We start from the raw sequence: 20,537 nt of genomic DNA, 5'->3' as shown, positions 1-20,537 counted from the left end.
GCGGGCTTATCGGGCACCCCGGCCGTTCCGTGCATTGCAACAATTCGGGCGCGAATGTGCGGGATGCCCGTTGACGCTGGGGAAAGGTAATTCTAAACTGGACGGTATAGTCCAGCAGGTATAGCTAATGTCGCACCTGGAGACCCGCCCGGCATCGGACCATCAGCAGCGGGTGCTCCAGGCGGCGTGTTCGTTGTTCCTGCGCGATGGTTACCGCGTCAGCATGGGAGCCGTGGCACGCGAGGCGGGTGTGTCCAAGCAAACCGTGTATGCGCACTTCGACAATAAGGACAACCTGTTCCACGCCGCCGTCGAACAACTCGTCTTGCCCCTCCACGCGAGCCTTGCCCCCGAAAGTCGCGGTCTGGCCTACATGCTCCATGCCCTGGCCGAGGCGCACCAGACCTATGTGATGGACCATGCGCACGTGGCCCTGGGGCGTATGTTGATCGCGGAGGCGCCGCGCTTTCCGGCAGCGGCGAGGACGTTCTTCCGTACCGCGATCGACACGGTCGCGGTACGGCTCGCGCGATGCATGGCCGAGGCCATGGACCACGGTCACATGCGCCGCGAGGACCCGGGCGTCGCCGCGGAGCTGTTCCTGTCCATGTTGCACGGGCTGGAAGGGGATCGCCGTCTCTTCGGGGTCCGTGCAAGAGGCCGAAAGGCACAGGACGACTGGGCCAGGCACGCGGTAACAGTATTTATGCACGCGTACGACATCCTGCCGGATGAGCCGGCGCGAACGAACAAGAAACCTGGAAAAGGAACGGAGTTCTCATGAATCCCCTGCCCCTGCGCTCGTCCCTGCTGGCCCTCGGCCTCGCCGCGGCGCTTGCCGCCTGCCACAAGCAGGAAGCTCCCCAGCAGCCGCCTCCGCCGGAAGTCGGCGTCATCACGGCCCAGCCCCAGGACACTCCGCTGGTCCAGGACCAGGTGGGCCGTGTCTCGGCGTTCCGCACCGCCGATGTGCGCGCACGCGTGCCCGGCATCCTCCTTCACCGCCTCTATGAGGAAGGTACGGACGTCAAGGCCGGACAGAAGCTCTTCCAGATCGATCCGCAGCCGCTGAAGGCCGAACTGGATTCGCAGCTGGCCGTGCTCGCCTCCGCCCGCGCCACGGCGGTCAACAGCAAGGCCCAGGCCGATCGCGCGCGCGGCCTGATCGGCAAGAACTACGTATCCCGCCAGGACCTCGACACGGCGGAAGCCAATGAGCGCACGGCGCTCGCCTCGGTGAAGCAGGCCGAGGCCAACGTCCAGTCCGCGCGGATCAACCTCGGCTTCACCGACGTGGTCTCGCCGATCGACGGCCGCGCCGGCCAGCAGCAGGTGACCGAAGGCGCCCTCGTCGGCCAGAGCGATACCACCCTGCTCACCCAGGTGGACGAGATCGACAAGGTGTACGTGAACTTCAGCGTGTCGGTGGCCGACCTCGACGCCATGCGCCGCGCCGCCGCCAACGGCGCCGCCACGCTCTCGCCGACGGACAAGGCCACCGTGCGCATCCAGCTGCCCGATGGCTCCGACTTCGGTGAACAAGGCGTGCTCGACTTCTCCTCGGCCACGGTGAATCCGCAGACCGGCACGGTGAACCTCCGCGCGCAGCTCGCCAACCCCGACCTGCGCCTGCTACCGGGCCAGTTCGTGACGGTGAAGGCCACCCTCGGCGACCTGCACAACGTGTTCCTGGTGCCCCAGGCCGCCGTGTTGCGCGACGCGAACGACGCCTACGTCATGGTCGTCGGCGAAGGCCATACGAAGGACCCGCAGTCCGGCAAGGACATCACCGTGCCCTCGGCCGCCGTGCGCCGTCCGGTCAAGACCGACCGCCTCAGCGGCTCCAACTGGGTGGTCACCGGCGGTCTCAAACCAGGCGACCAGATCATTGTCCAGGGCCTGCCGAAGGCGCGGGACAACGCTCCGGTGAAGGCATCGCCCGCGCAGGCAACCCCGGCTCCGGCCGAGGGCGGCCCTGCCGCGGCCGCCCCCGCCGGCAAGCAGTAAGGGAGTTCTCTCATGCCGAGTTTCTTTATCGACCGCCCCATCTTCGCGTGGGTCGTGGCGATCCTCATCAGCCTTTGCGGCACGATCTCCCTGTTGAACATGGGTATCGAGTCGTATCCGAACATCGCCCCGCCACAGGTCGTCGTCACGGCGACCTATCCGGGTGCGAGCGCGGACACGACCGAAAAGACCGTGACCCAGGTGATCGAGCAGCAGCTGACGGGTATCGACCACCTGCTCTACTTCAGTTCCGCCTCAAGCTCCAGCGGCACGGCCACCGTGACGCTGACCTTCGAGACCGGCACGGACCCCGATATCGCCCAGGTGCAGGTGCAGAACAAGGTCTCGCTCGCGACGCCGCGCCTGCCTTCGGAAGTGACACAGCAGGGCGTCGTGGTGGCCAAGTCCAACCCCGACTTCCTGATGTTCATCGCGCTGACCTCGACCAACCCGGCCATCGACGGCAACCGCCTGACCGACATCGTCTCCTCGCAGGTGCTCGACCAGATCGCCCGTATCCCTGGCGTGGGCAGCACGCGCCAGCTGGGTGCCGAGTACGGCATGCGCGTCTGGCTGAATCCGGACAAGCTGCGTGGCTACGGCCTGTCGGCCAGCGACCTGCGTAACGCGCTCAGCACGCAGAACGTGCAGTTCGCCGCCGGCTCGATCGGTACCGACCCCGCCGTGAACGGCCAGGGCTTCAGTGCCACGGTCTCGGCGGAAGGGCGCTTCACCACGCCCGAGGAATTCGCGGACATCATCCTGCGTGCCAACAACGATGGCACCGTCGTGCGCCTGAAGGACGTGGCCCGCGTGGAGCTGGGTCCGCAGACCTACGGCTTCAACGCGCAGTGGAACGGTACCTCCACCGGTTCGTTCGGCGTGCAGCTGCTACCCGGCGCCAACGCGCTGGACGTGGCCAATGCCGTGCGCGCCAAGATGGACGAGCTGTCCCGCAGCTTCCCCGAAGGCGTGACCTGGTTCGCTCCGTACGACACGACCAAGTTCGTGACGATCTCGATCGAGGAAGTGGTGCACACCCTCGTCGAAGCGGTGATCCTGGTCTTCCTGGTGATGCTGCTGTTCCTGCAGAACTTCCGCGCCACGATCATCCCCACCCTGGTCATCCCGGTGGCCTTGCTCGGCACCTTCCTGGGCCTGTCGCCACTCGGCTTCACGGTGAACCAGCTGACCCTGTTCGGCATGGTGCTGGCGATCGGTATCGTGGTGGACGATGCGATCGTCGTGATCGAGAACGTCGAACGCATCATGTCCGAGGAAGGACTGTCGCCGAAGGAAGCCACGCGCAAGGCGATGGGCCAGATCACCGGTGCCGTCATCGCGATCACCGTGGTGCTGGCGGCCGTGTTCGTGCCATCGGCGTTGCAGCCGGGCGCTTCGGGCATCATCTACAAGCAGTTCGCGCTGACCATCGCGGTGTCGATGGGTTTCTCGGCCTTCCTCGCCCTGTCGTTCACGCCGGCGCTGTGCGCCACGATCCTCCGGCACGAACACGGCCAGAAGAAGAACATCGTCTATCGCAAGTTCAACCAGGTGTTCGACTGGGTGCAGCACACGTACTCCGGTCATATCGGCGGTGCGGTGCGCCACGCGCCCCGCTGGATGCTGGTGTTCGTACTGATCGCCGTGCTGTGCGGCTTCCTGTTCACCCGCCTGCCGACCAGCTTCGTGCCGGACGAGGACCAGGGCTACGCACTGGCCATCGTGCAGCTGCCGCCGGGCTCCAGCCTGGCGCGCACAGAGAAGGTGATGACCGACATGCGCGGCATCCTGCTCAAGGATGTCTCCGTCGACGGTATCTTCCAGATCTCGGGCTTCAGCTTCGTGGGCCAGGGCGAGAACGTCGGCATGGTCTTCATCCGCCTGAAGGACTGGGACAAACGTGACCTCACGGCCACCGAGTTCATCCAGCAGACCAACGGCAAGATGCAGGCCGTGCGCGATGCCACGATCTTTGTCGTCAACCTGCCGACGATCCGCGGCCTCTCGCAGTTCGGCGGTATCGACATGTACCTGCAGGCGCGTGCCGGTCAGTCCCGCGATGAACTGACCCAGGCCCGCAACATGCTGCTGGGTGCGGCCGCGCAGAACACCGCCCTGGTGGGCGTGCGTCCGAACACGCTCGAAGACGCGCCGCTGCTGCAGTTGCAGGTGGACCGCACGCAGGCGCAGACGATGGGCCTCTCGGTCAGCGACATCTATACCGCGATCCAGCTCACGCTGGCCCCGGTGTACGTCAACGACTTCTCCTACGGCGGACGCGTGAAGCGCGTGATGCTGCAGGCGGATGCGCCCTACCGCATGGGCACCGACGCCTTCCAGCACATCTTCACGCCGAGCACCCTGGCTGCTTCCTCGACCAGCACGAGTACCTCGTCGACGGTCGCCAGTGCCTCGACGGCGCTGGACAACGCCATGATCCCGCTGTCCAGCGTGGTCAGTTCGAAGTGGACGATGGCCGCACCCACGCTCAACCGCTATAACGGCTATTCCGCGGTGGAAATCGTCGGCAACCAGGCGCCGGGATACTCGACCGGACAGGCGATGGCGATCGTCGAAGGCATCGTCAACGACAAACTGCCCAAGGGCTTCGGCTACGACTGGACGGGCCAGTCGTACCAGGAAATCCTCTCGGGCAATTCGTCCACGATGCTGCTGGCGCTGTCGGTCGTGATCGTGTTCCTCTGCCTCTCCGCGCTGTACGAGAGCTGGTCGATCCCGGTCTCCGTGCTGCTGGTGGTGCCACTGGGCATCCTCGGCACCGTGGTCTTCTCGATGCTGCGTGGCCTGCCGAACGACATCTACTTCAAGATCGGCATGATCACCGTCATCGGCCTGGCGGCGAAGAATGCGATCCTGATCGTGGAATTCGCGGTGGAGCAGCAGCAGGAGGGCAAGACGCTGCGCGAAGGCGTGATCGAAGCCGCACGACTGCGACTGCGCCCCATCCTGATGACCTCGCTGGCCTTCATCCTCGGCGTGTTCCCGCTCGCGATCTCCACCGGCGCGGGTGCCAACTCCCGTCACGCGATCGGCACGGGCGTCATCGGCGGCATGCTGTTCGCCACCTTCCTCGGCCTGCTGCTGATCCCGGTGTTCTACGTCAGCGTTCGCCGCATGCTGGGCGACAAGCTGGACGAAGTGTCCGGCAAGATGCCCCACCACGGCGGCGATCCGGACGGCCCGCACGGTGGAAGCCCCTCGCCCAACGTCGGGCCACACGCCCCGAACGTAGGCGACGTCACCGCCTTCGACTCGGACCCGCGACGCGGAACCGATCGACCGTAACAAGAGAAGCCCGGCGAAAGCCGGGCTTCTTCTTTGTACTTCCGGTGGAAGCCGACTCCGCTCTGGTGGGAGCCGACCTTGTCGGCGATCCCGCGACAGCGGGCCTGGTTGAGGCAAGTACCCATCGTCGACAGAGTCGGCTCCCCACCAGAGCGATGGGGAGCTGTCTGGATCGCGGGCGTTGCTTGTGCCACATGACACCTCAGTGCGCAGAGAGCCGTCGGCCGCCACCCTCGTCGCGACTTGTGGAACCGAGGAGCGCCGGGCGAAAAGGCCCGCAGGGGGCCGGCCTGGACGGCCGGCCGTTTTCGCTGAGCCACGGAGGGCGAATCGAAAACCCCGCCCGGCGCTCCGGGCGCGACGGGGCGCCAGCCATCACACATGGCCGCGCAGCGGCCTCCCTTCCCGAGCGACGGTGCAACCGGAGCGACGAGGGTGGCGGCCGACGGCTCCCCGCGACACACACCCAACGCGAGGGCGAAGCCGAGCCGAAAGGCGCACGTGAAGTCATGACGGGAATGCGGATAAGCTGCGCGGACGGCAGCACTCGCCCTATCAGGAGTCACAGATGATCGATCACACCGGCGTCACCGTCAGCGACTTCGAACGCAGCAAGGCCTTCTATCAGAAGGCGCTGGGGGCGATCGGCTACGAACTGCTGGCGATCTTCCCCGCATCCGTCACCGGTCGCACCGACGTCGCCGGCTTTGGCGAAGGCGGCAAGCCCGACTTCTGGATCTACAAGGGCGAACCGAACCAACCGCCCGTGCATGTCGCCTTCCGCGTCGCGTCGACGCAGCTGGTCCGTGCGTTCCACGAGGCTGCGCTCGCCGCGGGCGGCCGGGACAATGGTCCACCGGGACCACGCTCGCACTACCACGCGGGGTACTACGGCGGTTTCGTGCTCGACCCGGACGGCCATAACATCGAGGCGGTCTTTCATTCCGCCTGAGCCGTCCATCCCTGGACGACGGAAGACCGGGCGTCAGCGCAACCCGGTTTCCGCGCGCGCGATCACGAGGCGCTGGATCTCGCTGGTGCCTTCGTAGATCTCGGTGATCTTCGCGTCGCGGAAGTAGCGCTCCAGCGGCATTTCCTTCGAGTAGCCCATCCCACCGTGGATCTGCACGGCCTGGTGGGTGATCCACATCGCGGCCTCGGAGGCGACCAGCTTGGCCATCGAGGCCTCGGTGCCGAAGCGACCGCCGTTCTTGTCGGTCTGCGCCTTGGTCCACGCCGCGCGCAGCGTCAGCAGCAGGGCCGCGTCGAGCTTGCACTTCATGTCGGCGATCTTGGCCTGGGTCATCTGGAACGTGCCGATCGGGTGGCCGAACGCCTTGCGATCGCGCGACCACTGCAACGTTGCCTCATAGGCCGCACGCGCGATGCCGACCGCCTGCGAGGCGATGCCGATGCGGCCTGCGTCGAGCACGCCCATGGCGATCGCGAAGCCCTTGCCCTCTTCGCCCAGCATGTCTGCCTTGGGGCACACGTAGTCGTGGAATTCGATCTCGCAGGTGGCCGACGCGCGGATGCCGAGCTTCGGCTCGGTCTTGCCGGCGAGGAATCCCTCGCGCGCGGTATCGATGATGAAGGCGGAAACACCGCGCGCACCGATCCCTGGCGTGGTCACGGCGAACAAGACAATGTAGCGGGCGACGGGGCCGGAGGTGATCCAGCTCTTCTTGCCGTTGATGACCCAGTCACCGTCGGCGTTCTTCACCGCGCGGGTGTGCATGTTCGAGGCGTCCGAACCGGACTGCGGCTCGGTGAGCGCATAGGCGCCGATGGCCTCGCCCGAGGCGATGGCGCGCACGTACTTCTGCTTCTGCTCTTCGGTGCCGTTCTTCAGGATGCCGTTGCAGAACAGGGAATTGTTCACCGACATGATCGTGGACGTGGCGGCGTCGGCCGCGGCGATCTCGACCATGGCCAACACGTAGGAAACCGGGTCCATGCCCGCGCCACCGTAGGCTTCCGGCACTTCGATGCCCATCAGGCCCAGCTGGCCCATTTCCTGGATATTTTCGAGCGGAAATTCGCCCTTGGCGTCGAATTCGGCGGCCACGGGAGCGATCCGCTTCTGTGCGAAATCGCGGGCGATGGACTGGATCGACAGCTGGTCGTCGGTAAAGCGGAAATCCATGGTGTTCCTCGCGCCGGCCTGACGGGCGGCAAAGTCTTGGGGTGGAGACAAGCCCACCATTGTAACGACCGTTCGAGTCGATGCCTCCGTGCACTGCAACATGGCCTTGACGCCCGGGCACGCTGGCCGCATCCTAGGTATCTCTGTATCGCGATATAAGGATGTTGGATGGACCTGTCGACGGCCTCCACGGTGCTTCGGCTCCTGGCCGATCCCACCCGCGTCCGCCTGCTCGCCCTGCTGGATCGCGAGGAACTGACGGTCGCGGAACTGGCGGCCGTGCTGCATCTCGCCCAGCCTCGTGTGTCGACGCACCTGGCCAAGCTGAAAGAGGCGGAACTGGTACGCGATCGCCGGGCCGGCGTGTCCGCCTATTATCGCGCCAACGCCGAGGCGGACCCCACCCTCGCCGCCCTGGTGGCTTCCCTGCGCGACACCTTGAGCGACGCCCTGCTGCGCGAAGACGCGGAACGCCTGCCCGCGGTACTGGCGCAGCGCGCCCGCGCCGAAGGCTGGGCGGACACGGTCGCCGGCGACATGGAGCGGCATTACTCACCCGGACGCACGTGGGAAACGCTGGCCCGGTCGCTGCTGCAGTTGCTCGCCACGGGCGACGTGCTCGACATCGCCTCGGGCGATGGCGTCACCGCCGAGTTGCTGGCCCCGCATGCGCATTCCATCGTCTGCATCGACAGCTCCGAGCGCGTCGTCGACGCGGCACGCCAGCGCTTGTCGAGCTTCACCAACGTCGACGTACGCACGGGCGACATGCACGCGCTCGACCTGGGCGACCGGCAGTTCGATCTTGTCCTGCTGCTACACGCCCTCACCTATTCCGAGCAGCCGCAAAAGGTCTTCGACGAGGTGACCCGGGTGCTGAAACCGGGTGGACGCCTGCTCGTTTCCACGCTCGGCGAACACGACCATCGTGCCGTCGTCGAGCCCTTCGACCATCGCAACCTCGGTTTCACCTGCGACGGCCTCACGGCCATGGCGCGGAAGGCCGGGCTGGACGTGGTCAGCTGCGAGCGACTGAGCCGCGAGCGTCGCGCCCCGCATTTCGAAGTCATCAGTCTTCTCGCGCGCAAGCCCTGAGCGGAGATACGCCATGAAAAACCTTCCCTGGCTCCATCCCGATCGTGTCGCCCTGATCCAGAAGGGCCTCGCCGAACGCATCATGATCCTCGACGGCGGCATGGGCACCATGCTCCAGGGGCACCAGTTGGACGAATCCGGCTACCGTGGCGAGCGGTTCGCAGGCGGCAACGACAGCACGCACGAACACGGCCATGACCATCCCGGCGAGTGCGACCTCAAAGGCAACAACGACCTGCTCCTGCTGACCCAGCCGGACATCATCCGCGGCGTGCACATGGCATACCTCGAAGCCGGCGCGGATTTCGTCGAGACGAACACGTTCAACGCCACGCGCGTCAGCCAGGCCGATTACCACCTGGAGCACCTCGTGCCCGAGTTGAACCGCGAAGGCGCGCGCATCGCCCGCGAGGCCTGCGACGAGATGACCCGGCGCACGCCGGACAAGCCGCGCTTCGTCATCGGCGTCCTCGGGCCGACGAGCCGCACCGCCTCGATCTCGCCCGATGTGAACGATCCGGGTTTCCGCAACGTGTCCTTCGAGGAACTGACCGCGAACTACGTCGAAGCCGCGCGCGCCCTGATCGAAGGTGGCGCGGATACGATCATGGTCGAGACGATCTTCGACACGCTCAACGCCAAGGCCGCGCTGTTCGCGCTGAGCGAACTGTTCAACGAACTCGGTGCGCGCGTGCCCGTGATGATCTCGGGCACGATCACCGATCGCTCCGGACGCACGCTTTCCGGGCAGACCGCCGAGGCGTTCTTTTATTCCGTGGAACACATCCAGCCCCTGTCGGTAGGCCTGAACTGCGCGCTTGGCGCCGACGACCTGCGCCCGCACGTGCAGATGCTCGCGCGCATCGCCGGCAGTGCCGTCAGCACGCACCCGAACGCCGGACTGCCGAATGCCTTCGGCGAGTACGACGAGACACCGGAAAGCATGGCCGCAACCATCCGTGGCTTCGCCGCCGACGGCCTCATCAATATCGTGGGCGGCTGTTGTGGCACCACGCCCGCGCACATCGCGGCGATCGCCGCCGCCGTGGCGCCCTACCCGCCGCGCGTTTCCCAGGACACCGCACAAGCCGCATGAGCATTCGATACACGCGCCTGTCCGGCCTCGAGCCGCTGGTCCTCACGCCGGACCTGAACTTCATCAACGTCGGCGAACGTACCAACGTCACCGGCTCGGCCCAGTTCCGCAAGCTGATCAAGGAGGGCCGCTACGAGGAAGCCGTGGACGTGGCCCGCCAGCAGGTGGAGAACGGTGCCCAGATCCTCGACGTGAACATGGACGAGGGCCTCATCGATTCCGAAGCGGCGATGACCCGCTTCATCAACCTGATTTCCTCCGAGCCCGACATCGCCCGCGTGCCGATCATGGTGGATTCCTCGAAATGGAGCGTGATCGAGGCCGGCCTGCGTTGCATGCAGGGCAAGGGCATCGTCAATTCCATCTCGATGAAGGAAGGCGAAGCCGCCTTTCTCGACCATGCGCGCAAGGTTCGCCAATATGGCGCCGCCGTGGTCGTGATGGCCTTCGACGAGGCCGGCCAGGCCGACACGAAGCAACGTAAGATCGAGATCTGCTCGCGTGCCTACGAACTGCTGGTGAACGAGCTGGACTTCCCCCCGGAAGACATCATTTTCGACCCCAACATCTTCGCCATCGCCACCGGGATCGAGGAGCACAACAACTACGCGGTGGATTTCATCGAGGCGACGCGTGAGCTGAAGAAGCGCTTCCCCTCGTCGCATATATCCGGCGGCGTCTCCAACGTATCGTTCTCGTTCCGTGGCAACAACCCGGTGCGCGAAGCGATCCACTCGGTGTTCCTCTACCACGCGATCGCCGCGGGCATGGACATGGGCATCGTCAACGCCGGTGCGCTGGCGATCTACGACGATCTGCCGGAGGAACTGCGCGAACGCGTCGAAGACGTGGTGCTGAACCGTCGTCCGGACGGCACGGAACGCCTGCTCGAAATTGCCGACCGCTACAAGGGAGGCAAGGGCGAGGTAGCCGTGGAAACCGCCGCCTGGCGTGACAAGCCTGTCGTCGAGCGATTGACCCATGCACTCGTCCACGGCATCGACCAGTTCGTGGTGGAAGACACGGAAGAAGCGCGCCTCGTCGCCCGGCGTCCGCTCGACGTGATCGAGGGCCCGCTGATGACCGGCATGAACGTGGTCGGCGACCTGTTCGGCGCCGGCAAGATGTTCCTCCCCCAGGTGGTCAAGTCGGCACGCGTGATGAAGAAGGCCGTGGCGCACCTGATTCCCTATATCGAGGAAGAGAAACTGCGCTCCGGCGACGCCGGCAAGAACAACGGCAAGATCGTGCTCGCCACGGTCAAGGGCGACGTCCACGACATCGGCAAGAACATCGTCGGCGTGGTGCTCCAGTGCAACAACTTCGAGGTGATCGATCTCGGCGTGATGGTACCGACCCAGAAGATCCTGGACATCGCGCGCGCCGAGAACGCCGACATCATCGGCCTCTCCGGCCTGATCACGCCTTCGCTGGAAGAAATGAGCCAGGTCGCCCGCGAGATGGAGCGCCAGGACTTCCGCGTGCCGCTGATGATCGGCGGCGCGACCACCTCGCGCGCGCATACCGCGCTGCGCATCGAACCGCATTACAAGTCGCCCACCGTGTGGGTGAAGGATGCTTCGCGAGCCGTCGGCGTCGCGCAGTCGCTGGTCAGCAAGGACCTCGTCGACGAGTTCATGATCAAGGTGCGCGCCGAGTACGCGGAGGTGCGCGATCGCCACAAGAGTCGCGGCGCGGGCAAGCAACTGGTGCCCCTGTCGAAGGCCCGCGCCCAGCGTTACACGGGCGACTGGCAGGCCTACACGCCACCCACGCCACGCGCGCCCGGCGTCACCGTGTTCGACGACTACGACCTTGCCGAACTGCGCGGCTATATCGACTGGTCGCCGTTCTTCAACGCGTGGGAGCTGGCGGGCAAGTTCCCGGCCATCCTCGACGACGAGATCGTCGGGCCGCAGGCCACCGAGCTATACAACGATGCGCAAGCGATGCTCGACAAGCTCATCGCAGGGAAGTGGCTCACGGCCAAGGGCGTGATCGGCTTCTGGCCCGCCGCGCAGTCGGGCGACGATATCGAGGTGTACGCCGACGCGGGCACCGGCAAGCGTAAGGCGATGACCGTCCTGCACCACTTGCGCCAGCAGGTGGACAAGCCCGCGGATCGTCCGGACTTCTGCCTATCGGATTTCGTCGCGCCGAAGGACAGCGGCGTGCAGGACTGGATCGGCGGTTTCGCGGTGACCGCGGGCATCGGCATCGACGAGCACGTGGCCCGCTTCGAGGCAGTGCACGACGACTACTCCTCGATCCTGCTCAAGGCGCTGGCCGACCGCCTGGCGGAAGCCTTCGCCGAGCGCATGCATGAACGCGTGCGCAAGGAGTTCTGGGGCTATCAGCCCGACGAGGCCTTGGACAACGACGCCCTGGTCGCGGAGCGGTATCGCGGCATCCGCCCGGCGCCGGGCTATCCAGCCTGTCCGGAGCATTCGGAGAAGCGGACATTGTTCGACCTGCTGCAGGCCACCGAACACACGACGATCCAGCTCACCGACAGCTTCGCCATGTATCCCACGGCCGCCGTGTCCGGCTGGTATCTCTCCCACCCCGACAGCCAGTACTTCGTGGTCGGCAGGGTCAGCCGCGAACAGGTCGAGGACTACGCCCGGCGCAAGGGCTGGGAACGCCGCGAAGCCGAGCGCTGGCTAGCCCCCTACCTCGACTACGATCCCGACTGAAGTGCGAATCCCAGGCCTCAGGTCTCTTCCGGCCCGCCGGGCTTCACCGTCTCGCCGCGCTCGCGATGCTTCAGGTGCGCGAACACGTTGTAGAACGACACGATCATCGGAAAGGCCGTCTGGATGATGCCGACCGAGTCGTTCTTGCCCCAGATGAAGTACGCCAGGGTCAGCACGCTGCCGCTGACCGACAGGTACCAGAAGGACATGGGTACGGTGACCTTCTTGTTCTTCCGGGTCGCATAGAACTGGACGAACCAGCGCGCGGTGAAGAGCAGCGTGCCCAGGAGACCGATGATCTTCCAGGGCGTGAGGGTCAACAGGTGGAGATCGGCAAGGGCTTCGTGCATGGCGGTGTCCGCTGGGTGAGCCGGCGCATTTTAGCCCCGGGAACCATGGTGTGACCCAAAAGAAAACCCGGCGCGTGGCCGGGTCTTCAGGATTCGATGGTGGGCGGTACAAGGATCGAACTTGTGACACCTGCCGTGTGAAGGCAGTGCTCTACCGCTGAGCTAACCGCCCATCGAGCTGGGCATTCTAAGGTCTGGCCGGGGTCAGGTCAATCACCTACTCATCCGGTCGGCAGGCAATTCGCGCCGCTTACCAGCTTGGTGTTCACCAGGGAACCGGACACGCCCAGGGTCACCCGCGATCCAGGGCTCTCGTTATTGTTCAAGCCGACTCCGGTCGTTTTCCCGGGGACACGCGCGCAGAACACGAACTGCATCGATGTCCTGGCGCCATTGGCCACCGGCAGGCCTGCCTGCCCGAAGGTGACAACGTTCGCGTCCGTGGCCTGGATGGAGACGTCCGCCGTAATTGGTGTGGTACGCAGCAAAGTGTGCTTTGCCGCGTCATACACTTGGTTGGGCCCGTCCACCGATGCGTCATATGCGTACATCAGGTAGCCGACGTCATAGTCGGCCCCATCGAGAGCGCACGTCTTTCCGTCGACGCTACGACAGATCGAGACAAACTGGCGTCGCGTTGCCGCCTCCGATCGCGAGAACTGCACGTCGCCAACCATCGTATTGACGGCATTGCTCATGCGTGCGCGCCGCATCGTGCCGCGGAAAGAAGGCACCGCGATAGCCATCAGTACAGCAAGGACAGTCAAGGTGACCATCAACTCTAGGATCGTGAAACCCCTGCTTTTCCGGATCGTCATGGCCGCGTCACCAACAACGTCCGTTGGTGGAAGCCGAGCCGGTCTGCGATTTAGTCCCTCGCGAATCGATGGTCAGGTTGCCACATGAGTCCTTGACCTGCGTCGAAATCGCCGTCGCTGTAGCGACGTACCCGGTGGCCATGGTGGTGCCGGCCAGCTGGTCGATACTGATCTGATAGTACCCACCAGCGCTCTTGTTCGACGCGAACTTCAGGTCGGTGACCGGGTCGGAGGCATATTTGTTGTAGGTGGCATAGTAACGCTCCTGCGCGTTGGCCAGCCGCAACAGCAATTCTTGTCCTTCTCCGCGCCGGGCACGAAACGTGTATCGCGTATATGAGGGCAAGGCGATGAGAGCAAGGACCGCAATGACGGCGACCACGATCATCAACTCGATGAGGGTAAAGCCCCGGCCAGTGCTATCCCATCGCCTGAGGTACGACCTAGTCCGATCATTGCGCATTGTTCAACTCCCGCCAGGAGCGGCGACGCCAGACAGCATCGCCGATGTTGAAGGTCGACGTGTTGCCATCCGCGTCCGTAATGGTGAGGCCAGGCAACGCGATCTTCCCGCCGCCCACGCCCGTGGCAGCCGGCAGCGAGCCGGAAATAGGTACATTGCTCACGCGTGCTCCAGCTTGGACGTAACCCGCACCGAAGCTGGCCGAGCCGACGCTCACGCCACTTGCCGCTCCACCCGTCGCGGCATCGATCACAAGAATTGCACCTTTACGCACTGGCTCGCATGGGTCGGTATTACCAGGCAGCAACGTAGTGATGATTGCGCGGCCACTGTCGAAGAGGGCAGTGGCGTCAACGACCACACGCTCCCCCTTGTTGGTCTGGTTGGTCGAACTACCCGTGAAGAGTTTGATGAACCAACCACCATAGGGATTGTTGTTCGCATCCACGGCCGGCACGGCATTCTGCGTAAGACCGCGGATGTCGCCGACCTCGGCCAACAGTTGTTCAACCATTTTTGTACTGCCTTCGACGACAGGGGTCGTACTCCCCGGTCCGCGATCACGAACGCCGTAGACGTACTGCGTCGCCGTCGAGGTATCGATCGTGTTATCGCTGCCACCAAGGTACTTACCAGTGCCGAACACCACCATGAAATAGGACGATGCGGGATCGGCGAACAAACGCGGCATCACCGTGATAGGTCGTTTGCCTTGCGCAGACGAATAGAAGGCCAAGGACACGCTCCACTGTGATGGGTTGGCGTTCGAGAGATCGAAGCGCCAAAGATTCCCATTCAGGTCGCCCGCAAATGCCACGTCATCGATCTGGTCATTGTTATAGTCGCCAAGCACCGGCGAACTGAGCCCATAGCTCACAATGCTTCCCGAGACACCGGCGACTGTCGTGGGCGTGACCAGTTCGCGGATAACCGCTCCCGTCTGTGCATCGAGCACAAACAACGAACTCTGCTTACGCGCCGCGGCCGGATCGTTCGCGGACTCGGTCTTGTACGGCTCGCCCGAATTGCTCGAGGGGAAGTATCCCGATGGCACCAGAACGACCCACTTCCCGTTCGCAAGACGACCGACATTCGGCTTGCCATACGTATAGCCAAGATTGGCACCGACCTTGTTACCGTTAGTGTCGACAGTCTGATTGCTGAACTCCCACAGCACCTTGGCGCCTGGATTGGCCTCGCTGGCCGAGGCATCGGTAATGTCCAATGCATACACCCCGCGTCCGCCGAGCCGCAGACCCGCTACGAGAATCGTGTGCCAGCCCTTGGTCCCCGTGCTAAAGAAGACGTCGCGCGTCACCGGTGTCGCGTCGACCGTAGGGACGAGAGTGAAATTACTGACGGGGGTCAGATAGTTTAATTTGTTGTAAACGGAAAATGGTACGTAGGCCCAGCGCTCGCGACCGGGTGACGGCGTTACGTCGACCGAATCGGCCGAGGTAGTGTCTGTCGTTGCGTCAAACGCGTGCAGCATGCCGTCGTCGGCTCCAACATAAACCGTCGGGGCACGTTTAGCGTGATCATTGGCGAACTTCTCGTAGCTATACAACAGGTTCCCCTGCGCGTCACGCGCCGCTTCCGGCGCGCCCGTCGGGAACGTATCCGCGTAACCACTGGCAGGAAAGGCGACATAGACGGATTGAGAATTGACGATCGCGCCCAGCGTGGATGTACGCCTACGATAGGTTGTACCTTCCAGGCTGGTATCGCCACGTAAGTAGGCGATCTTGCTAGCGCCGTTGGTGTCGGTAAAATTTGTTCCGTCAACCGCTTTCAATGCCGTTGAGATCGATGTCCATTGGAATGCGGCGCCCGCGCCTTTACTGGGCGAGGTGCTGGTAAGAATGACGCGTGAGTCGCCGGCCTTGGCCCGCGTAGTCAACAAATCGCCGGCGCTCCAGGTCTGTTTGCCAACAGTGCCATTGGCGTCGACGAGAGCTGCAACGAGCGAACCGCTCCAGTTCGAACTGTCGAAGCCCGTGAGGTAGGTGACGCCATTACCCGTCAGGACCGAGCTACTCAACGCACCCGCCACCGCTGAACTGGTACGCGAAATGATACGGTTCAACAATTGCGAGAGTGACTTCGCCAGACTATCCGGATCGCGGGCACTGAAGTATTGGCCGCGACTATTGACCGCAGCATGCCAAGTATCGTCGATATCGGTAAGGTCACCGTTGCCTGTACCCGTTGGCGTCGGCCAGCCCTTCGTACCCGCACGCAGGGCGGCGTAGTCTCCGTCGAAGTCGAGCGAGCCGTCGATACCCAGCGCGATCATGTACTGCACCACATGCGGCCATGTTGCAGGGTCGTTCTTCGGGTTGAAGTAGAGTGATGCAGGCGGTGTACCCGTACCATCCCAGTTGACGGGCTTGCCGTCTTGGTCGGTATAGTCGGTAAAGGAAGGCGACACATCGAGTTTCGGCTTGCCCCCACTCGTGAAATCGGGTCTCAGATTGGTCGCCCAGTAATAGAAGGCGAGATCCGACAAGGTCGAATATGTGGTGGCGGGCACATTCCAGAAGATCTTCGATGCCGCGTCACCATTGGTGGCACCACTGTACGACGTGCCGTCCGGCAAGGTAACCGCCGTACGCGCCGTGGGAGATTTTTTCCCTGGATCGCCGCCGTTCCAGTAACCATCAGTCACGAGAAGGCTGTAGTTCAGGCGGCAGGACAGCTCCATGCCTGCGGAATTAGGGCCAACGTTGGGCTCCCAATATGGATTCGTGTTGCCGGTGACACCCTGGCCGTACTTGAAGATGGCACCTGCGCGTTCGACGGCCACGCGACTGGGTGTGCCTCCGCTCGATCCGATTTGATACAGCCATGTGAAGAAGGCACTACGTGCCGTGCCAGTGAACGCGTCGAACGTCGTCGTACCCGGTGTAAGCCAATACTTCGTATTGTTCAAGTTCTGGTATACGACGCGGATGCTGCTACCCAGGCCCGCGAAGACATTGGCAAGGGCCGACCGCGTCATCAGGTTGCGCGTTCGGTAATAGGAATACCAGTTGGCAAAGTTCTGCCTCTGTGCGGGGGTCACGGTCGAGGCCGACATCAACTGGACAGTGCAGTTGGTATTGCTGTTGACTATGGGGCAGACGTAGTAGAACCCGCCATTCTGGCCACCACCGATGGCATTATTGATGTTGGACCCCATGCTATTCGCGCCGACTCCCGATGAGGTAATCGTGTAGAAGCCCGTGCGAAAAGCATTGCTGAGATTTACGATGTTGGCCTTACAGGTACCGAGCGTCGCGCAGATCCCGTCGCGTGGCGCTGCCGTATAGGGATACGTAGTGAAGGGCGTCTGGCCATCCGCCTGTAGTGGCGGCGTATACGTGAGATTCGGGTTGTAATACTGCGAGTTCGAGTTGGACGAATAGTAATAGTACTGGCCGGTGGAACCGTCCAGTGTATCCGGGAGATTCGACGCACCCATCGAACCGGAATCATCGAATGTCACGGCAATGTTCGGGGCTACCGCCACCGTCAGGTCCGGCGGGGCCGTGCTGAGGTCGGTCGTGTAGTACGTGGTCGTCGTCTGTGCCTGCGATGTCGCCATCGGCGCGGCAAGGACGCAGATGGTAAGCGCTCCGAGAAACGCACCGAGACGACGGACTGCTTGAGATGCGTTCATGGCGTCAGTCACTCTTCGCGGCGAAGGTGGTTTCGATCACACGGATCGCGTTTTGATTGTTTCCCATGCCACGGGCAGTAATCCTATAGAGGTGGCGATTTGTGCTCGTATACCCCACGCCAGTGGAGCCCGTGGATCCCGATTCGTGCTGCAGGCCCGAGTTCGGCGGCAGTTCGAGGCCGAGGTCCTCGATGATGTAGTAGGGATTGCTTCCCAACGCGAAGGTCTGGTCCGAGCTGGCCTGTGTCAGATCGACGGCGTCGTACTTCGTGGCGCCATCCGTGAACCAGCCAGCCGAGGTCCGGAATAGCAACGCCTTCGAGGTCGCCGGCGGGTCCGGATCGTAGTCGTAACAGTTGGAGAGTGCACCGCTGCCGCATTGCATGCGTGTGGATGCGTCCGAACTGGCCCGCCACAGGCGCCATTCTGCGCCCCGGACCGCCGTCTCCGCGCTCCACAGTGCGAGTTGCGCGTTACGCTGGCCGCCGGCCAGTCGTTGCTGCAACATCGATGTACTGGACGCGCTGACAGCAAGCATGGTTACGAGCAGCAGGAAGATGAGCGCGACGACGAGGACCACGCCGCGCTGGCGGTGAGGCGCATCGAAGTGCACGAAGGGGATGGATCGTTTCATGGCGTCTGCTCTCGCCGGTTACGGGTTGTAGTTGCGCATCATGACCACCGTTCCGAACTGGCGGCGTAGCATCTGGTCGGCGAAGCCCTGGTCCGAAGGCGCAATGCCCGTGGCGCCCCGCGCGGTCGGGGCCTGAGGCGTTGTGACGCCTTCGGGCGTATACGCATAGGCCATTTCTGGCGCCTGCAAAGTGTAAAGAGGTTGCTGTCCATCCATGAGGATGTTGACCTCCACCGTCTTCAAGGCTCGCCACAAGCAGCCCTGATCCGACGTGGTCGAATCGGGAGGGCCCGCCGGGCAAGGAATCGTGTTGCCCGCCCGCGAGTCGACTTGGGTAGCAGAGAGATAACGCATCAAGCCGCCCGAGTCCTCGATTCCGTAAGTGAAATCGAGTCGTTCGGCGCCACGCACGAGCTCCTGGCAGACCGGTGTCTGACCGCTGTCACAGCGCATCAGGGCACCGGTCTTCGCGCCTGTAGCGGTACCATCATCGCTTACGACCTGAAGGAAGTAGGTGATCGTGCGGAAATCGGTCTTCAGGCGGAAGAAACGCGGCGCCGACTGCGGTACCAAGGCGCGCGGTGCTGAAAAATTGCCCGCTGTGTCTACGGGTACGAAGTCTGGATTACCCGTCGTCTGGAAGATCTGAGCTGTAGAACAGTCCGCCAGCATCATCATTTCGTTGTCGACAACACCTGCCAACGACGGCTCCCCAGTCTTAGGTACGATGTGGATGGAACTGATCAGACCGTTCGCGGAAACGATGGTGCTGGCGCCACCTATGACCCAGCCGCGCCCAGCATCGATGTAACGCAGCTGGAGAACCGCCGCGCCCTTCACGCGGTTGCCAACCTGGTCGCCCATGACGGGCACTCCGTCGGTCGCGACGGGAGGGCTGGAAGGCGTGCACGCCGTCTTGGTGCACTCGAAGCCACGCATGTAGAAGAACGACGGCAGATTATATGGAGCCGTGGGCTTCACCGGGTACGGGGCGCCCCACGGCGTTGTGTTTTGTGGGAACGTCAGGTCTTTGGCAAGCACGCGTGGCGTACGCAAAGCGTCCATTGCCAAGCCGCTGGCGGCCGCCACCTGGGCAAGGCCACCAGTGCTGCTGCAGTATTGAGCGCCTGCCATCTTCAAATCCTCGGCGATGCGCGTCACTGCGTAGCGGCCCTCCTCCTGCAGACGGGCCAACTGGGTTTGCGCCCGATTGCTCGACGAGGTGGACATGAAGACAGTGACGATACCGCCGGCAACAATCAGGCCGAGCACCATAGCCACCATCAATTCGACCAGGGTGACGCCACGACTGCGCTGGAAAGGGCGAAAAGCGCTCATGGCTCGAATACCCAAGTAAAGGATTGCAAGTTGCCCGCGGTGACTTTGTCGTCGCCACCAGTCAGGCCCCGCTCTGCCCATGTGACGGTCATCGTGCAGGTTCCGCTGTACGGTGGCCGCATGGCGTATTGGGCAGTGGGGTCATTACCTGCTTTCACGCAATTGATGCTGGTTGGTCCTACGGCGGGCAGGGATGCAGTGAGCTGCTGGCTCCAGACGATCTGGTCGCGCGTAGCCACCTGAGCTGGAGTGCAGCCCGCGGTCGCATCGCAGACTGGTACCGTGCCGGTGATCGGATAATTGGTTGAGTTGTAGTTGTCATTCCATAAGCCCAACGGATTGGCCCGCATCCGATCGGCCATGTTGTTGGCCAGGAAGGTTACCTGTGTGCGGAAGTAGGCTGAAACATTCGATTTGGTGGCAGTGATCAACAGGCCGCCAAGACCGATCAGGCCGATCGTGAAGATCAGCACCGCGACCAGAACTTCAATCATCGATACACCACGCTGGACGCGCGGCGACGGGACGTGAATCACGCTGGCTCCCCCAAAAACCATTCCGACAGCGTGACAGTAACCAAAACTGAACAGAACGCCAGCGAGAGCCGACATTCGGCCGGATTATTCCGACGAGCGGCATCCACCCGCCCGCTACCGGCCGTTCACGGCCGACAGTGCTCCATGGTGGCCACCCACAACGGAAGGCCCAGCCATGAACCACGACCGCCAGGACGTCAAACACCCCGACCACAGCCAGCCGAAGCATCCGGAATCGGAACACGAGAAAAAGACCCGCAAGGCGCACGCCGACGAGAACCAGGACCACGCCCTGGAGGAAACCTTCCCGGCCAGCGATCCGGTCTCGCCCTTCGTACCGGCGAAAGCGCCCAAGTAAAGCGCGCCGCACGACGCCGCGCGTGTCGCC

General features: G+C 63.5%; 16 protein-coding genes and 1 tRNA gene. 8 read left to right on the top strand and 9 right to left on the bottom strand.

Annotation, left to right across the window (positions count from 1 at the left end; all coding sequences use genetic code 11):
* Positions 1-127 precede the first annotated feature (127 nt).
* The 4 genes from ACN9M2_RS05700 (at position 128) to ACN9M2_RS05685 (ending at position 6,268) form a co-directional block, all read left to right on the top strand.
* Positions 128-784, top strand: coding sequence for a TetR/AcrR family transcriptional regulator (locus tag ACN9M2_RS05700; RefSeq protein ID WP_426287168.1), 657 nt, complete (start codon positions 128-130; stop codon positions 782-784).
* On the top strand, positions 781-2,007 hold the full coding sequence (locus ACN9M2_RS05695) for an efflux RND transporter periplasmic adaptor subunit (protein ID WP_426287167.1): 1,227 nt from the start codon (positions 781-783) through the stop codon (positions 2,005-2,007). The genes ACN9M2_RS05700 and ACN9M2_RS05695 overlap by 4 nt, the downstream gene beginning before the upstream one ends.
* A gap of 12 nt (positions 2,008-2,019) precedes the next feature.
* Positions 2,020-5,316, top strand: a complete 3,297-nt coding sequence (locus ACN9M2_RS05690; protein ID WP_426287166.1) for a multidrug efflux RND transporter permease subunit — start codon at positions 2,020-2,022, stop codon at positions 5,314-5,316.
* A gap of 568 nt (positions 5,317-5,884) precedes the next feature.
* Complete coding sequence (locus ACN9M2_RS05685) at positions 5,885-6,268, top strand: VOC family protein (protein WP_426287165.1); 384 nt, start codon at positions 5,885-5,887, stop codon at positions 6,266-6,268.
* A gap of 33 nt (positions 6,269-6,301) precedes the next feature.
* Here the strand turns inward: ACN9M2_RS05685 and ACN9M2_RS05680 are convergent, their stop codons facing one another.
* Positions 6,302-7,462: an acyl-CoA dehydrogenase family protein gene (locus ACN9M2_RS05680; RefSeq protein ID WP_426287164.1), complete on the bottom strand. Its 1,161-nt coding sequence runs from the start codon at positions 7,460-7,462 to the stop codon at positions 6,302-6,304.
* 168 nt (positions 7,463-7,630) lie between these two features.
* Here ACN9M2_RS05680 and ACN9M2_RS05675 point away from each other — a divergent pair, with 168 nt between their 5' ends.
* From ACN9M2_RS05675 to metH, 3 genes are read left to right on the top strand one after another with little or no spacing between them, the layout of a single operon-like run.
* The gene (locus ACN9M2_RS05675; RefSeq protein WP_426287163.1) at positions 7,631-8,557 is read left to right on the top strand and encodes an ArsR/SmtB family transcription factor; all 927 of its coding nucleotides are present in this window, start codon (positions 7,631-7,633) and stop codon (positions 8,555-8,557) included.
* Between the two features lie 13 nt (positions 8,558-8,570).
* Positions 8,571-9,653 carry a homocysteine S-methyltransferase family protein gene (locus tag ACN9M2_RS05670; RefSeq protein ID WP_426287162.1) on the top strand — a complete coding sequence of 361 codons (1,083 nt, stop codon included), beginning with the start codon at positions 8,571-8,573 and terminating at the stop codon, positions 9,651-9,653.
* Positions 9,650-12,349, top strand: a complete 2,700-nt coding sequence (metH, locus tag ACN9M2_RS05665; RefSeq protein ID WP_426287161.1) for a methionine synthase — start codon at positions 9,650-9,652, stop codon at positions 12,347-12,349. The genes ACN9M2_RS05670 and metH overlap by 4 nt, the downstream gene beginning before the upstream one ends.
* Positions 12,350-12,366: 17 nt before the next feature.
* On the opposite strand, the gene ACN9M2_RS05660 is transcribed toward metH, so the two are convergent.
* The 8 genes from ACN9M2_RS05660 to pilV form a co-directional block, all read right to left on the bottom strand.
* Positions 12,367-12,699, bottom strand: coding sequence for a lipid-A-disaccharide synthase N-terminal domain-containing protein (locus ACN9M2_RS05660; protein ID WP_371022045.1), 333 nt, complete (start codon positions 12,697-12,699; stop codon positions 12,367-12,369).
* Positions 12,700-12,796: 97 nt separating this feature from the next.
* Positions 12,797-12,871: transfer RNA gene (locus tag ACN9M2_RS05655), tRNA-Val, on the bottom strand.
* Between the two features lie 49 nt (positions 12,872-12,920).
* Positions 12,921-13,517 carry a GspH/FimT family pseudopilin gene (locus ACN9M2_RS05650; protein ID WP_426287160.1) on the bottom strand — a complete coding sequence of 199 codons (597 nt, stop codon included), beginning with the start codon at positions 13,515-13,517 and terminating at the stop codon, positions 12,921-12,923.
* Positions 13,518-13,524: 7 nt separating this feature from the next.
* Positions 13,525-13,905 carry a type IV pilin protein gene (locus ACN9M2_RS05645; protein WP_426287159.1) on the bottom strand — a complete coding sequence of 127 codons (381 nt, stop codon included), beginning with the start codon at positions 13,903-13,905 and terminating at the stop codon, positions 13,525-13,527.
* A gap of 64 nt (positions 13,906-13,969) precedes the next feature.
* On the bottom strand, positions 13,970-17,641 hold the full coding sequence (locus ACN9M2_RS05640; RefSeq protein WP_426287158.1) for a pilus assembly protein: 3,672 nt from the start codon (positions 17,639-17,641) through the stop codon (positions 13,970-13,972).
* Between the two features lie 4 nt (positions 17,642-17,645).
* The gene (locus ACN9M2_RS05635; protein ID WP_426287157.1) at positions 17,646-18,275 is read right to left on the bottom strand and encodes a pilus assembly PilX family protein; all 630 of its coding nucleotides are present in this window, start codon (positions 18,273-18,275) and stop codon (positions 17,646-17,648) included.
* A gap of 18 nt (positions 18,276-18,293) precedes the next feature.
* Complete coding sequence (locus ACN9M2_RS05630; RefSeq protein ID WP_426287156.1) at positions 18,294-19,613, bottom strand: PilW family protein; 1,320 nt, start codon at positions 19,611-19,613, stop codon at positions 18,294-18,296.
* Positions 19,610-20,107, bottom strand: a complete 498-nt coding sequence (gene pilV, locus ACN9M2_RS05625; RefSeq protein WP_426287155.1) for a type IV pilus modification protein PilV — start codon at positions 20,105-20,107, stop codon at positions 19,610-19,612. Before pilV ends, ACN9M2_RS05630 begins: the two co-directional genes overlap by 4 nt.
* Positions 20,108-20,324: 217 nt before the next feature.
* Between pilV and ACN9M2_RS05620 the strand changes: the two genes are divergently transcribed.
* Entirely contained in the window at positions 20,325-20,507 is a 183-nt protein-coding gene (locus tag ACN9M2_RS05620) for a hypothetical protein (protein ID WP_426287154.1), read from the top strand.
* Positions 20,508-20,537 lie beyond the last annotated feature (30 nt).

Source organism: Luteibacter sp. E-22, from assembly GCF_049913125.1.
GTDB lineage: Bacteria > Pseudomonadota > Gammaproteobacteria > Xanthomonadales > Rhodanobacteraceae > Luteibacter.
This window is presented reverse-complemented; position numbering and strand designations above follow the sequence as displayed.

What these genes read in the sequence shown, in the direction of transcription:
- ACN9M2_RS05700 (WP_426287168.1), top strand. Translation starts at nt 128, where the DNA reads ATGTCGCACCTGGAGACCCGCCCGGCATCGGACCATCAGCAGCGGGTG.
- ACN9M2_RS05695 (WP_426287167.1), top strand. Translation starts at nt 781, where the DNA reads ATGAATCCCCTGCCCCTGCGCTCGTCCCTGCTGGCCCTCGGCCTCGCC.
- ACN9M2_RS05690 (WP_426287166.1), top strand. Translation starts at nt 2,020, where the DNA reads ATGCCGAGTTTCTTTATCGACCGCCCCATCTTCGCGTGGGTCGTGGCG.
- ACN9M2_RS05685 (WP_426287165.1), top strand. Translation starts at nt 5,885, where the DNA reads ATGATCGATCACACCGGCGTCACCGTCAGCGACTTCGAACGCAGCAAG.
- ACN9M2_RS05680 (WP_426287164.1), bottom strand. Translation starts at nt 7,462, where the DNA reads ATGGATTTCCGCTTTACCGACGACCAGCTGTCGATCCAGTCCATCGCC.
- ACN9M2_RS05675 (WP_426287163.1), top strand. Translation starts at nt 7,631, where the DNA reads ATGGACCTGTCGACGGCCTCCACGGTGCTTCGGCTCCTGGCCGATCCC.
- ACN9M2_RS05670 (WP_426287162.1), top strand. Translation starts at nt 8,571, where the DNA reads ATGAAAAACCTTCCCTGGCTCCATCCCGATCGTGTCGCCCTGATCCAG.
- metH (WP_426287161.1), top strand. Translation starts at nt 9,650, where the DNA reads ATGAGCATTCGATACACGCGCCTGTCCGGCCTCGAGCCGCTGGTCCTC.
- ACN9M2_RS05660 (WP_371022045.1), bottom strand. Translation starts at nt 12,699, where the DNA reads ATGCACGAAGCCCTTGCCGATCTCCACCTGTTGACCCTCACGCCCTGG.
- ACN9M2_RS05650 (WP_426287160.1), bottom strand. Translation starts at nt 13,517, where the DNA reads ATGACGATCCGGAAAAGCAGGGGTTTCACGATCCTAGAGTTGATGGTC.
- ACN9M2_RS05645 (WP_426287159.1), bottom strand. Translation starts at nt 13,905, where the DNA reads ATGATCGTGGTCGCCGTCATTGCGGTCCTTGCTCTCATCGCCTTGCCC.
- ACN9M2_RS05640 (WP_426287158.1), bottom strand. Translation starts at nt 17,641, where the DNA reads ATGAACGCATCTCAAGCAGTCCGTCGTCTCGGTGCGTTTCTCGGAGCG.
- ACN9M2_RS05635 (WP_426287157.1), bottom strand. Translation starts at nt 18,275, where the DNA reads ATGAAACGATCCATCCCCTTCGTGCACTTCGATGCGCCTCACCGCCAG.
- ACN9M2_RS05630 (WP_426287156.1), bottom strand. Translation starts at nt 19,613, where the DNA reads ATGAGCGCTTTTCGCCCTTTCCAGCGCAGTCGTGGCGTCACCCTGGTC.
- pilV (WP_426287155.1), bottom strand. Translation starts at nt 20,107, where the DNA reads ATGATTGAAGTTCTGGTCGCGGTGCTGATCTTCACGATCGGCCTGATC.
- ACN9M2_RS05620 (WP_426287154.1), top strand. Translation starts at nt 20,325, where the DNA reads ATGAACCACGACCGCCAGGACGTCAAACACCCCGACCACAGCCAGCCG.